At 60.3% G+C, this 12,164-nt stretch carries 13 protein-coding genes and 2 tRNA genes; 13 read left to right on the top strand and 2 right to left on the bottom strand.

Annotated elements, in window-relative coordinates; genetic code table 11:
- Window positions 1-8: 8 nt before the first annotated feature.
- Window positions 9-1,007, bottom strand: coding sequence for a 23S rRNA (adenine(1618)-N(6))-methyltransferase RlmF (rlmF, locus tag G471_RS0113505; protein WP_028995810.1), 999 nt, complete (start codon window positions 1,005-1,007; stop codon window positions 9-11).
- 166 nt (window positions 1,008-1,173) lie between these two features.
- Between rlmF and G471_RS0113500 the strand changes: the two genes are divergently transcribed.
- The gene (locus G471_RS0113500) at window positions 1,174-2,874 is read left to right on the top strand and encodes an ATP-binding protein (protein ID WP_028995809.1); all 1,701 of its coding nucleotides are present in this window, start codon (window positions 1,174-1,176) and stop codon (window positions 2,872-2,874) included.
- A 7-nt stretch (window positions 2,875-2,881) separates the two neighbouring features.
- On the opposite strand, the gene G471_RS0113495 is transcribed toward G471_RS0113500, so the two are convergent.
- Window positions 2,882-3,082: a SlyX family protein gene (locus tag G471_RS0113495; RefSeq protein WP_028995808.1), complete on the bottom strand. Its 201-nt coding sequence runs from the start codon at window positions 3,080-3,082 to the stop codon at window positions 2,882-2,884.
- A 242-nt stretch (window positions 3,083-3,324) separates the two neighbouring features.
- On the opposite strand from G471_RS0113495, the gene G471_RS0113485 reads away from it, so the two are divergent.
- The 12 genes from G471_RS0113485 (at window position 3,325) to surE (ending at window position 12,162) form a co-directional block, all read left to right on the top strand.
- Window positions 3,325-3,401 (top strand) — tRNA-Val (locus G471_RS0113485).
- 134 nt (window positions 3,402-3,535) lie between these two features.
- Window positions 3,536-5,452, top strand: coding sequence for a threonine--tRNA ligase (gene thrS / locus G471_RS0113480; RefSeq protein ID WP_028995806.1), 1,917 nt, complete (start codon window positions 3,536-3,538; stop codon window positions 5,450-5,452).
- Between the two features lie 25 nt (window positions 5,453-5,477).
- Window positions 5,478-6,005, top strand: a complete 528-nt coding sequence (gene infC, locus G471_RS17720; RefSeq protein WP_028995805.1) for a translation initiation factor IF-3 — start codon at window positions 5,478-5,480, stop codon at window positions 6,003-6,005.
- 85 nt (window positions 6,006-6,090) lie between these two features.
- The gene (gene rpmI, locus G471_RS0113470; protein WP_028995804.1) at window positions 6,091-6,288 is read left to right on the top strand and encodes a 50S ribosomal protein L35; all 198 of its coding nucleotides are present in this window, start codon (window positions 6,091-6,093) and stop codon (window positions 6,286-6,288) included.
- 11 nt (window positions 6,289-6,299) lie between these two features.
- A complete protein-coding gene (gene rplT, locus G471_RS0113465; RefSeq protein ID WP_028995803.1) occupies window positions 6,300-6,659 on the top strand; it encodes a 50S ribosomal protein L20 in 360 nt (119 codons plus the stop codon).
- Between the two features lie 78 nt (window positions 6,660-6,737).
- A complete protein-coding gene (pheS, locus tag G471_RS0113460; protein ID WP_028995802.1) occupies window positions 6,738-7,784 on the top strand; it encodes a phenylalanine--tRNA ligase subunit alpha in 1,047 nt (348 codons plus the stop codon).
- Window positions 7,785-7,805: 21 nt separating this feature from the next.
- The gene (gene pheT, locus G471_RS0113455; protein WP_028995801.1) at window positions 7,806-10,190 is read left to right on the top strand and encodes a phenylalanine--tRNA ligase subunit beta; all 2,385 of its coding nucleotides are present in this window, start codon (window positions 7,806-7,808) and stop codon (window positions 10,188-10,190) included.
- 11 nt (window positions 10,191-10,201) lie between these two features.
- Window positions 10,202-10,510 (top strand): integration host factor subunit alpha, encoded by a 309-nt coding sequence (locus G471_RS0113450; RefSeq protein ID WP_205750560.1) that lies wholly within the window; start codon window positions 10,202-10,204, stop codon window positions 10,508-10,510.
- On the top strand, window positions 10,494-10,871 hold the full coding sequence (locus G471_RS0113445) for a MerR family transcriptional regulator (protein ID WP_028995799.1): 378 nt from the start codon (window positions 10,494-10,496) through the stop codon (window positions 10,869-10,871). Before G471_RS0113450 ends, G471_RS0113445 begins: the two co-directional genes overlap by 17 nt.
- Before the next feature lie 34 nt (window positions 10,872-10,905).
- Window positions 10,906-10,982, top strand: a tRNA-Pro gene (locus G471_RS0113440).
- Between the two features lie 118 nt (window positions 10,983-11,100).
- Entirely contained in the window at window positions 11,101-11,418 is a 318-nt protein-coding gene (locus G471_RS0113435) for an H-NS histone family protein (protein WP_028995798.1), read from the top strand.
- A gap of 3 nt (window positions 11,419-11,421) precedes the next feature.
- Window positions 11,422-12,162, top strand: coding sequence for a 5'/3'-nucleotidase SurE (gene surE / locus G471_RS0113430; RefSeq protein ID WP_028995797.1), 741 nt, complete (start codon window positions 11,422-11,424; stop codon window positions 12,160-12,162).
- Window positions 12,163-12,164 lie beyond the last annotated feature (2 nt).

Below are 12,164 nucleotides of genomic sequence, written 5' to 3'. Positions count from 1 at the left end.
ACCAGGGATTATAAGGGCTCGCTTGCCGCCGGTATGTCATCGCCTGTGACAGGCGTGCCAAATGCCGGGCTCGACGCCCAGCGCTCGCGCCGCCACTTCTCCCGGTCACCGTTGGCACAGAAGGTCCAGGCAATCAGCCGGCTCTGCTTCTGGCCCTGCGCCATCGGGATGATGCGCGATTCGACGACCTTGGCTTTCTTCAGCGCCGCTTCGATGTGTGGCAGGTTGTCGCCTTGCGACAGCAGGCTGGTGAACCACAGCACGCGTTTCGGGATGTTGCAGCTCTGCTCGATCATCGCTTTGACGAAGGCGCGTTCGCCGCCGTTGCACCACAACTCGGTGCCGCCACCGCCGAAATTGAGGCGCGGCTGGGTGCTGCCCTTTTTGGCGCCGGGTTTGCCGAGGTTGTTCCACTTGCGCTGGCTGACCGCCAGCACCTCGTCGGGCGAGTTGTGGAAGGGCGGGTTGCAGATCGACAGGTCGAAATTTTCACCGCTACGCAGCAGGCCAGTGAAGATGTTGTCCCAGACCGGCTGGTGGCGCAGTTCGATGCTGCCAGCAAGTTCCGGGTTCTTGGCGAGGATTTTCTGCGCGTTGGCCAGCGCCGCTTCGTCGATATCGACGCCGAGGAAGGACCAACCGTATTCGGCGTGGCCGATCAGCGGGTAAACCAGATTGGCGCCGGTGCCGATGTCGAGCACGCGCACGCCGGTGCCGCCGGGGATGTTCTTCTTGTTGCAGCTGGCGAGCAGGTCGGCGACGCTGTGCAGGTAGTCGGCCCGGCCGGGGATTGGCGGACACAGGTAGCCTTCCGGAATCTCCCAGCCCTTGACCTGGTAGTGGTGCATGAGCAGCGCGCGGTTGAGTGCCTTGACCGCCGCCGGGTTGGCAAAATCGATGCTGGCGGTGCCGGCTGGCGTGGTCTTGATGTGCTTCGCCAGTGCCGCCGAAGTGGCGGTCAGGGCGGCGAGGTCGTAGCCGTTGGCGTTCTTGTTGCGCGGGTGCATGGCGGTCCTTCCTTCTGCGGGGTCGGGATTGTCCCACGAAAGCCTGTCGCAAGCACGACAATGGCGGCTTGCGCCAATTGTCTGATTTTTAATGCTTTGGCCGCGTCGGTCGCAAGGCACGAAACTGGCTAGTTGTTGCTCAGTTCACTTGCCAGGGAGGCAGCCGATGAAGCTGCAGATCGACCGAGCGCACATCGAAACGATGCTGCAGCGTTTTCCACGTCTTGAATTCGTCCGCGAGCAGTTGCGTTTCGGCAACCGCGTCGAACTCGGCTTCCAGCAACTCGAAGCGGCCGAGCTCGATTTGCTGCAATCCCTGTACGCGACCGGCGACGCCGAACTGCGCGCGCGTGCAGCGCAGATCGCCACCTTGCGCAGCGCGTTTGCCGAGGGCGGCAAGCGCTTCGCAGCCGAAGAACTGGAAATGGCGGTGCCGGCGATAGCCCGTTATCTCGCCGAAGACGCCACGCGCGGCTGGGTGTTTTCGGCGGCGATTACCGGCAAGCCGCTGGCCTGGGTGGTGACGCGGCTCGATTACACACCGCCGTCGGAAGAGGAAAGCGGCAAAATATTTGTCGAGCTCAAAGCCAATTCGCGCGCCCGGATGGCCATGGTCACCGTGCGCATCACCGGACCGGACATTGCTGGCCGGACGATTCCGGAAATCCTGGCCGGCAAGGGTTACGTCAAGGAAACGCCGGGCCTGCTGGCGAGCTACGACGAAGCGGCCACCCTGTATTTCGACTGGCGGGCGCAGTACGGCGCGCAGTTCTCCGGTACCGGCACCGGCTGGTTCGCCGAGAACCCGACGGCGACGCACCGTGACACTGACTATTCGCGCAAGGACCAGATCATCCTGTCGTCGACCGGCTCGCCGGCGCGCCTGGTCAACGACGAGAGCATCCTCGGCGAGCGCGTGCTGGCGCTCGATGCCAGCGGCGACATCCTGGCCAAGTTCGTGCGCCGTGTGCAGCGCAACTCGCGGCTGTCGGGCAAGGATGAAAGCGAGGTCGAGGAAACCCGTGACTGCATCGCCAAGGGTTTGTTCACCGAACTGCCGGTGCATTTCTACATCCTGATGTTCCACCTCGACCTGCACCATTACGTCTGGGTGCATGTGGACGACATGGCGCCCTATGCCTACCAGCCGGAACTCAAGGACAAGCTGGTGCTGCCGCCGGAACAGACCGACCTGATCGACATCCTGACGGCAGAGATGGACGTGCTGATGGACGACATCGTTGCCGGCAAATCGGGCGGCACCACGGTGCTCTGCGCCGGGCCGCCGGGCGTCGGCAAGACGCTGACCGCCGAGGTGTATTCGGAGATCATTCGCCGGCCGCTCTACCGCGTGCACTCCGGCCAACTCGGGCTGAACGTCGCCGAGATGGAAAAGACGCTCAAGGAAGTCCTGACCCGCGCCCAGCGCTGGGGTGCGGTCATGCTGATCGACGAGGCCGACGTCTACATCAAGCGGCGCGACGACAACATCACGATGAATGCCGTGGTCGGCGTCTTCCTGCGCGTGCTGGAGTATTTCAACGGCCTGCTGTTCCTGACCACCAACCGGGTAGACGATATCGACGAGGCCATCGTCTCACGCTGCATCGCGCTGATCCGCTTCCATCCGCCCAGCCGCGACGACCGCCGGAAAATCTGGGGCGTCATGGCGGCGCAGTTCGGGCTGGCCGTCGACGGGGCGCTGCTCGACCGTCTGCCGGATATCTTCCCGCAGGCTTCCGGGCGCGACATCAAGGGGCTGGCCAAGTTGGTGGCGAAATATTGCAGCCAGAAACAGGTGGCTGCGAGCGAGGACGTGTTCCGCCGCTGTTCGATGTTCCGGGCGTTGGAGCAGACGGAGGGGTGAGCCGCTATCAGTAGTGCGGCGGGATCTCGTCGCGCAGACTGCGGAATTCGGTCGGCTGGAGGCCGTTGACCTGATCGCGCAGCGTGCGCACTTCATTGACCAGGAACTCGATCTGCTGTTGCTGGCGGTAAACGATCTTGTTCAGTTCTTCGAGCTGGTCTTCAGTGAAGCTGATCTTGATTTCCAGTTCGGTCAGGCGTGATTCCATGGTGTTCTTCCGTAGGGCTGGCCGGTGGCCGTTGGCGTTCCCTGTGCTGAGTCTGGCGTCGTTCGTGAAGCAGGGGCAGGGTGGCGCCGATCAGGGTCAATGCGCACAATCCGAATATCAGCCAGCCGGTGTTCATGTGTCGATAGGATCGTCTCGGGAAGCGTCCATGTTACTTCGGATCAAAAAAATTTCGTATGAAATGTTGACAAATCCCTTGGGGCGTCTATAATGCGCGCTTCTTCAGGCGGTTAGCTCAGTTGGTTAGAGCGCCACGTTGACATCGTGGAGGTCGTTGGTTCGATTCCAATACCGCCTACCAAATTCCTGACGGAGTCGTTTTGATCACTTTCCGAACTTGCACTGCAGTTCAGAAACTCTAATCGAGTCGGCTTTCGTTCATTCAAAAAAAGTGCGGCTCAGCCCGCACTTTTTTTTCGTCCAGAGAATCCTGTCATGCCCGATATCAAACTTCCCGATGGTTCCATCCGTTCCTTCGAGCAGCCGGTCACCATCGCCGAGGTGGCAGCCAGCATCGGCGCCGGCCTGGCGCGTGCGGCGCTGGCCGGCAAGGTCAATGGCAAGCTGGTCGATACCTCGTACCTGATTGAAGAAAATATCGATCTGGCCATCGTTACCGATCGTGACGCCGATGGTCTGGAACTGATCCGCCACTCGACGGCGCACCTTCTGGCCTACGCGGTCAAGGAATTGTTCCCGGAGGCCCAGGTGACCATTGGCCCGGTCGTCGAAAACGGCTTCTATTACGACTTCGCCTACAAGCGTCCGTTCACCCCGGAAGATCTGGTTGCGATCGAAAAGCGCATGGCCGAACTGGCCAAGAAGGATATTCCGGTGACGCGCGAAGTCTGGAATCGTGACGACGCGGTCAATTTCTTCCTCGGTCAGGGTGAAAAGTACAAGGCCGAACTGATTGCCGCGATTCCCGCCGATCAGCAAGTCTCGCTGTACCGCGAGGGCGATTTCATCGATCTCTGCCGCGGTCCACACGTGCCGTCGACCGGCAAGCTCAAGGTGTTCAAGTTGATGAAGGTGGCCGGTGCCTACTGGCGTGGCGATCATCGCAACGAACAACTGCAGCGTATCTACGGTACCGCCTGGGCGAAGAAGGAAGATCTCGATGCCTACCTGCACATGCTGGAAGAGGCGGAAAAGCGCGATCACCGTCGTCTGGGCAAGCAGTTCGACCTGTTCCACATGCAGGACGAGGCTCCCGGTCTGGTCTTCTGGCACCCCAAGGGCTGGTCGGTGTGGCAGGAGGTCGAGCAGTACATGCGCAAGGTTTACCGCGACAACGGCTATCAGGAAGTCCGCTGTCCGCAGATTCTCGACCGTTCGCTGTGGGAGAAGTCGGGGCACTGGGATCACTACAAGGACAACATGTTCACGACCTCGTCGGAAAACCGCGATTACGCGGTCAAGCCGATGAACTGTCCGGGGCATGTTCAGGTGTTCAATTCCGACCTGCGTTCCTACCGCGAGCTGCCGCTGCGTTACGGCGAATTCGGCTCCTGCCACCGCAACGAACCGACCGGCGCGCTGCACGGTCTGATGCGCGTGCGCGGTTTTGTTCAGGACGACGGTCACATCTTCTGTACCGAAGACCAGATCGAGTCCGAAGTGACGGCGTTCAACGCGCTGGTCAAGCAGGTCTATGCCGATTTCGGCTTCAACGACGTTGCCGTCAAGCTGGCGCTGCGCCCGGAAGGGCGGGTCGGTTCCGATGAAGTCTGGGACAAGGCCGAGGATGCGCTGCGTCAGGGCTTGCGTGCTTCCGGTCTGGAATGGACCGAATTGCCGGGCGAGGGCGCCTTCTACGGGCCGAAGATCGAATTCCACATCAAGGACGCGATCGGTCGCTCCTGGCAGTGCGGCACCATGCAGGTCGATTTCTCGATGCCGGGCCGGCTCGGTGCCGAGTACGTGGCCGGCAACGACGAGCGCAAGGTGCCGGTCATGCTGCACCGGGCCATCCTCGGTTCGCTGGAGCGCTTCATCGGCATCCTGATCGAGAACTTCGCCGGTGCGCTGCCGCTGTGGCTGGCGCCGGTGCAGGCCGTGGTGCTGAATATTTCGGAAAAGCAGGCGGATTACGCCGCCGATGTTGCGCAAAAGCTGCACCGGGCAGGCTTCCGGGCCGAAGCGGATTTGCGCAACGAGAAAATTACCTATAAAATTCGGGAACATAGCTTGAACCGGCTGCCTTATCAGCTTGTTGTAGGCGATAAGGAAAAGGCGGACGGACTGGTGGCCGTGCGTACACGCGGCGGTCAGGATCTCGGACAGATGACTGTCGAGGCACTGATCGAGCGACTTCAAGGGGAAGTCGCGGCGCGTAGTGGCACGGCTTAATTATTGATATTTCGGGGGTTTTACCATCGCTCAGAACAAGGCCCATCGTTTAAACGATGAGATTACGGTGCCGGAGATTCGTCTCCAGGGTTTGGAAGGTGAACAGCTAGGGATCGTCAGCATCCGTTCCGCGCTGCAGATGGCCGAAGAGGCCGGTGTCGATCTCGTCGAGATCGCGCCGACGGCGAAACCGCCGGTCTGTCGCATCATGGATTACGGCAAGTTCAAGTACCAGGAACAGAAGCGCGCCCACGAAGCCAAGCTGAAGCAGAAACAGGTGCAGGTCAAGGAAATCAAACTGCGCCCGGGTACCGACGAAAACGATTACCAGATCAAGCTCAGGAACATGACGCGTTTCCTGGAAGAAGGCGACAAGGTCAAGGTGACCCTGCGCTTCCGGGGCCGCGAAATGGCGCACCAGGAATTCGGCATGCGCCAGCTGGAACGGATCAAGGCAGATCTCGACGCGATTGGTGCAGTCGAGCAGATGCCGAAGATGGAAGGTCGTCAGATGATCATGATCATCGGGCCGGCCAAGAAGAAGCAAGCGTAGTAAAGAAGTAGTTATTAGTGCTTTCGGGTAGTACAAGCGTTCCCGCCGGGAACCACCTGACGGCATGACATTAAGGAGCATCAAAATGCCCAAGATGAAGACCAAGAGCAGCGCCAAGAAGCGCTTTTCGGTCCGCGCTGGTGGTTCCATCAAGCGTGGTCAGGCCTTCAAGCGTCACATCCTGACGAAGAAGACCACCAAAGTTAAGCGTCACCTCCGTGGTGCCGCAGCGGTGAACGAGCGTGACGTCGCATCCGTTCGCGCCATGATGCCCTACGCGTAAGGAGATAGCACATGTCCCGAGTTAAACGTGGTGTAACGGCTCGCGCCCGTCACAAGAAGGTTCTCGCACTGGCCAAGGGTTACCGCGGTCGTCGCAAGAATGTATACCGTATCGCCAAGCAGGCGGTGATGAAGGCTGGTCAATACCAGTACCGTGACCGTCGTCAGCGCAAGCGCCAGTTCCGTTCCCTGTGGATCGCCCGTATCAATGCCGCCGCTCGTGAGCTGGGCATGAAGTACAGCACCTTCATGAACGGTCTGAAGAAGGCCAACATCGAAGTCGACCGCAAGGTCCTGGCCGACCTGGCCGTCTTCGATCAGCCGGCTTTTGCCGCCCTGGCCGCACAAGCCAAGGCCAAGCTCGACGCCTGAGCAGAAGCTTGAAGAAAAAAAGGAGGCGCAAGCCTCCTTTTTTGTTTGAATATCGTGCAGTCACGTTGGTAGAAGTCCATGGACAATCTTGATCAGATCGTTAACGAAGCCAAAGCGGCTTTTATTGCCACCTCGGATCCGGATGTGCTGGAGCAGGTCAAGGCCCGTTATCTGGGAAAAACGGGGCAGATTACCGAGCTTCTGAAGGGCTTGGGCAAACTTCCGCCCGAAGAGAAGAAGACCGCCGGTGCGGCGATCAACCTGGCCAAGAATGCGATCGAGGAAGCGCTGAACGATCGGCGTGAAGCCTTGCGCAAGGCCGCGCTCAATGCGCGCCTGGCCGAAGAAGCCCTGGATGTCACCTTGCCCGGTCGCGCCGAAGCGCGCGGTGGCCTGCATCCGGTGACGCGCACGCTGGAGCGCATCGAATCCCTGTTTGCTTCCATCGGCTTCGAAGTCGCCGACGGCCCGGAAATCGAAGAGGATTTCCACAATTTCACTGCGCTGAACACGCCTGAGGATCACCCGGCGCGTTCGATGCACGACACTTTCTATCTGCAGAACCCGGACGGCTCGCTGGCCGACAAGGTGCTGCTGCGGACCCACACCAGCCCGATCCAGGCGCGCTACATGCAGGCGCATGTGACCAAGTATGGTCAACTGGAAACCATGCCCGAGATTCGCATCATTGCGCCGGGCCGGGTTTATCGCGTCGATTCCGACGCGACGCACTCGCCGATGTTCCATCAGGTCGAAGGCCTGTGGGTTGGCGAGAACGTCTCCTTTGCCGACCTCAAGGGCGTGATCGCCGATTTTCTCAAGAGCTTCTTCGAGACCGACGATCTGACCGTGCGTTTCCGTCCGTCCTTCTTCCCGTTCACCGAACCGTCGGCCGAGATCGACGTGGCTTTCATGAGCGGCGCGCTGAAGGGCCGCTGGCTGGAGATCGCCGGCTGCGGCATGGTTCATCCGAACGTGCTGAAGATCGCCGGCATCGACCCGGAAAAGTACACCGGCTTCGCTTTCGGTTTCGGTCCTGACCGCCTGACCATGCTGCGTTACGGCGTCAATGACCTGCGCTTGTTCTTCGAAGGTGATCTGCGCTTCCTGCGTCAGTTCGCCTGATTCATCTTTCGGGACATCCCCATGAAATTCTCCGAATCCTGGTTGCGTACCCTCGTCGATCCCAAGCTGTCGAGCGAGGAACTCTCCCATCTGCTGACCATGGCCGGGCTTGAAGTCGAGGAACTCGAGCCGGTCGCGCCCGTCTTCACCAGCGTCGTCGTCGCCCAGGTGCTCGAGGTCGTCAAGCATCCTGACGCCGACCGACTGAACGTCTGCCAGGTCGATATCGGTAGCGGTACGCCACAGCAGATCGTCTGCGGTGCCCCCAATGTCGCCGCCGGCCTGAAAGTGCCGTGCGCGCTGCCCGGCGCCGAACTGCCCGGCGATTTCAAGATCAAGATCGCCAAGGTGCGTGGCGTCGAGTCTTCCGGCATGCTGTGTTCGGCCAAGGAACTCGGCATTGCCGAGGATGCCTCGGGCCTGTTGATCCTGCCGGCCGATGCGCCGGTCGGCCAGTCGATTCGCCAGTATCTCGATCTCGACGACCATCAATTCGAACTCAAGCTGACGCCGAACCGCGCCGACTGCCTGTCGTTGCTCGGCATCGCCCGTGAGGTCGGTGCCATCACCGGTGCCGCGACCTGCCTGCCGGTTGTTGCGGAAGTGCCGGCGACCATCGCCGATACGCGCGCCGTCGTGCTCGACGCGCCGCAGGCCTGTCCGCTGTACTGCGGGCGCGTCATCAAGGGCGTCGATGCCAAGGCGCCGACGCCGGAATGGATGAAGCGCCGCCTGGAACGCAGCGGCATCCGCGCCATTTCGGCGCTGGTCGATATCACCAATTACGTGATGCTCGAACTCGGTCAGCCCTTGCACGCCTTCGACAACACCAAACTGGAAGGCGCGGTGCATGCCCGCCTGGCCACGCCGGAAGAGAAGTTGCTGCTGCTCAACGAGCAGACCATTGCGGTCGACGCCGATGTGCTGATGATTGCCGACGACGTCAAGCCGCTGGCCATGGCCGGCATCATGGGCGGCGAGGAGAGCGGCATCACGCTGGAAACCGGCGAGTTGTTCCTGGAGTCGGCTTTCTTCGCGCCGAAGGCCATCGCCGGTCGCGCCCGTCGCTACGGTTTTGGTTCGGACGCTTCGCATCGCTTCGAGCGCGGCGTCGATTTCGGCGGCACGCGCCGCGCCATCGAACGCGCCACGCAACTGATCCTGGAAATCTGTGGCGGCCAGGCCGGTCCGGTGGTTGAAGCCAAGGCCGCATTGCCGGTCCGTCAACCGGTGCGCCTGCGTACCGCGCGTGCCGAAAAGGTGCTCGGCCTGCCGCTCGGCGCCGAGCGCATCGCCGGCCTGTTCAAGGGCTTGGCCTTGTCCTTCGAGCAGCAGGGTGATGATTTCCTGGTGACGCCGCCGTCGTGGCGTTTCGATATGGAGATCGAGGAAGACCTGATCGAGGAAATCGCCCGTCTCTACGGCTACGACAACATCCCGTCGCCTGCACCGCGTGGTCGCCTGAAGATGCAGGTGCAGCGCGAAGCGCAGCGGCCGGCATTGCGCATCCGCCAGATGCTGGCCGACCGCGGCTACCAGGAAGTGGTCAATTTCGCCTTCGTCGAAACCGAATGGGAAGCCGATTTTGCCGGCAAAACCGCCGAAACTGACCTGATCCGCCTGGCCAATCCGATCGCCAGCCAGATGGCGGTCATGCGCTCGAATCTGTTCGGCGGCCTGATCGCCAACCTGGTGACCAATCTCAAGCGCAAGCAGACCCGCGTCCGCTTGTTCGAAGTCGGCCGCACTTTCCATCGCGATGCCGCTGCTGTGCCGGTGGCCGGTTATCGCCAGCCCTGGCGTCTCGGCGGTCTGGCTTTTGGTGGTGCCTTGCCCGACGGTTGGGCGAGCGATGGCCGCAAGGTCGATTTCTTCGACGTCAAGGGCGATATCGAGGCCTTGCTGGCCCCGGCCGTCCTGCGGTTCGAGAAGCTCGCCCATCCGGCGCTGCATCCCGGTCGCGCCGCGCGCATCCTGCTTGATGGGGTCGATATCGGCTGTATCGGCGAACTGCATCCGGAATGGGTGCAGAAATACGAACTGACTGCCGCGCCGGTGCTTTTCGAACTCGAATTCGATGCGCTGAAGGCGGTCGTCGTGCCGGCTTATGCCGAGGTTTCCAAGTTCCCGGCAGTGATTCGCGACCTAGCTGTGGTCGTTGATCGCGATCTTGCCCTGCAGGCCATGTTCGACGGTCTGAAAGTCACGCTTCCGGCCCTCGTCACCGACCTTCAGTTGTTCGATGTGTACGCCGGAAAGGGCGTTCCTGAAAACAAGAAAAGTCTTGCGTTACGGGTAGTTATGCAAGATACTCAACGCACTTTGCAAGATTCGGAAGTTGATGCGGCGATGCAGCAACTGATCGCCTGTCTGGAAAAGACCTTCGGCGCCCAACTGCGAGCCTGAGGAAAGATACGATAACGATGACGCTCACCAAAGCCGAACTCGCCGACCTGCTTTTCGAGAAAGTCGGTCTCAATAAACGCGAGGCCAAAGACATGGTCGAGGCCTTCTTCGAAGAAATCCGCAATGCCCTGGAAACCGGCGACGGCGTCAAGCTGTCCGGCTTCGGCAACTTCCAGTTGCGCGACAAGCCACAGCGTCCGGGGCGTAATCCCAAGACCGGCGAAGAAATTCCGATCACCGCGCGGCGCGTGGTGACCTTCCACGCCAGCCAGAAACTGAAGTCCGATGTCGAGCTTGCCTTTGATGGAATCGCGGCCTAAGTCCCCCGGCAGCGAAGATCTGCCGCCCATTCCCGCCAAGCGCTACTTCACCATCGGTGAAGTCAGCGAGCTGTGTGGCGTCAAGCCGCACGTGCTGCGTTACTGGGAGCAGGAATTCAACCAGTTGAAGCCGGTCAAGCGGCGGGGTAATCGCCGTTACTATCAGCATCACGAAGTGCTGCTGGTACGTCGTATTCGCGAGCTTCTTTATAATCAGGGGTTTACCATCAGCGGGGCGCGCAATCGTCTCGACGAAGGCGGTGCCGTTGAGCGCCCTGTGGCGGGCGTGGAACTGGCGCAGAAAAAATCTGCCGGTCTGCGTGATGAATTGAAGTCAATTATCGAGATGTTGTCGGTTTGAATTTTCCGGATTTGCGCTATAATGCTCGGCTTGTCGGGGCGTAGCGCAGCCTGGTAGCGCACTTGCATGGGGTGCAAGGGGTCGCGAGTTCGAATCCCGCCGCCCCGACCAAAGATAAGAAAACCGGCTCAGGCCGGTTTTTTTATTTCCTGTTTCAATTTTTATATTGAAAAATATATCCGGCTAAATTAAATTAGATCGCTGATTTAATATTAACCAGGAGATTATTATGGATTTGTCCGCACTTTCCCTTGCTGAACTGCGTGATCTGCAACAACAGATTCCCGCCGAATTGAGGCGTCGTGAAGCTTCCGAAAAAGCAAATGTCCTGAATGAAGTCCGTGCTTTTGCCAAAGCCCGTGGTTTTGCCATCGAGGATTTGCTGGGCAAGGAAGTCAAGGTCAAGGCTTCCTCCGGTGGCAAGGTCAAGGTCAAATACCGTCATCCGCAAAATGCCGAGCTCGAATGGACCGGCCGCGGGCGCAAGCCGAAATGGGTCGAAGCCTGGTTGGCCCAGGGCGGCAATCTGGACGCACTGCTGGTTTGATTCATGCGCATTCTGCTCAGTAACGACGACGGATATTTCGCCCCCGGCCTGGCGGCCTTGCATGAGGCGCTCAGCGGGCTCGGCGAGATCGTCGTCGTTGCGCCGGAGCAGAATCGGAGCGGTGCCAGCAATTCGCTGACACTGGATCGGCCGTTGATGTTGAAACAGGCCGCCAGCGGGTTTTACTTCGTCAATGGGACACCGACTGATTGTGTCCATCTGGCGGTAACCGGCATGCTGGATTCTTTGCCGGATATTATTGTTTCCGGAATCAATTCGGGCGCCAATATGGGCGACGATACGATTTATTCCGGGACAGTCGCGGCGGCGACCGAAGGATATTTACTCGGTATTCCATCGATTGCCGTTTCGATGACCAGTTTCGACGGTTTGAATTTCGCTACGGCCGGGCGGGTTGCCCGCGAACTGGTCGAGCGTTATATCCGGAATCCCGTTTCCGGGCCGGTATTGCTCAACGTCAATGTGCCGGATATTCCCTACGAGGCATTGACCGGGACCGAAGTGACGCGTCTGGGGCGCCGCCACAAGGCCGAACCGGTGGTGCGCATGACTTCCCCGCGCAAGGAAACGGTGTACTGGATCGGCGCCGCCGGCGCTGCCGCCGATGCCGGACCGGGAACCGATTTCCATGCGATCGAACAGAACCGGGTGTCGATCACGCCGCTGCAGATCGATCTGACCCATACGGGACAGTTGCCGGCAATCCGGCAATGGATGGCCTGAGC

Source organism: Azonexus hydrophilus DSM 23864 (assembly GCF_000429605.1).
GTDB classification, from domain to species: domain Bacteria; phylum Pseudomonadota; class Gammaproteobacteria; order Burkholderiales; family Rhodocyclaceae; genus Azonexus; species Azonexus hydrophilus.
Note: the sequence above shows the minus strand (reverse complement) of the source record. Positions and strands in the feature narration are given on the sequence as shown.

Coding starts and splice junctions, on each gene's coding strand:
- G471_RS0113495 (WP_028995808.1), bottom strand. CDS start 3,082: ATGGAATCACGCCTGACCGAACTGGAAATCAAGATCAGCTTCACTGAA.
- G471_RS0113435 (WP_028995798.1), top strand. CDS start 11,101: ATGGATTTGTCCGCACTTTCCCTTGCTGAACTGCGTGATCTGCAACAA.
- rplT (WP_028995803.1), top strand. CDS start 6,300: ATGTCCCGAGTTAAACGTGGTGTAACGGCTCGCGCCCGTCACAAGAAG.
- surE (WP_028995797.1), top strand. CDS start 11,422: ATGCGCATTCTGCTCAGTAACGACGACGGATATTTCGCCCCCGGCCTG.
- G471_RS0113500 (WP_028995809.1), top strand. CDS start 1,174: ATGAAGCTGCAGATCGACCGAGCGCACATCGAAACGATGCTGCAGCGT.
- G471_RS0113445 (WP_028995799.1), top strand. CDS start 10,494: ATGGAATCGCGGCCTAAGTCCCCCGGCAGCGAAGATCTGCCGCCCATT.
- thrS (WP_028995806.1), top strand. CDS start 3,536: ATGCCCGATATCAAACTTCCCGATGGTTCCATCCGTTCCTTCGAGCAG.
- rlmF (WP_028995810.1), bottom strand. CDS start 1,007: ATGCACCCGCGCAACAAGAACGCCAACGGCTACGACCTCGCCGCCCTG.
- pheS (WP_028995802.1), top strand. CDS start 6,738: ATGGACAATCTTGATCAGATCGTTAACGAAGCCAAAGCGGCTTTTATT.
- pheT (WP_028995801.1), top strand. CDS start 7,806: ATGAAATTCTCCGAATCCTGGTTGCGTACCCTCGTCGATCCCAAGCTG.
- rpmI (WP_028995804.1), top strand. CDS start 6,091: ATGCCCAAGATGAAGACCAAGAGCAGCGCCAAGAAGCGCTTTTCGGTC.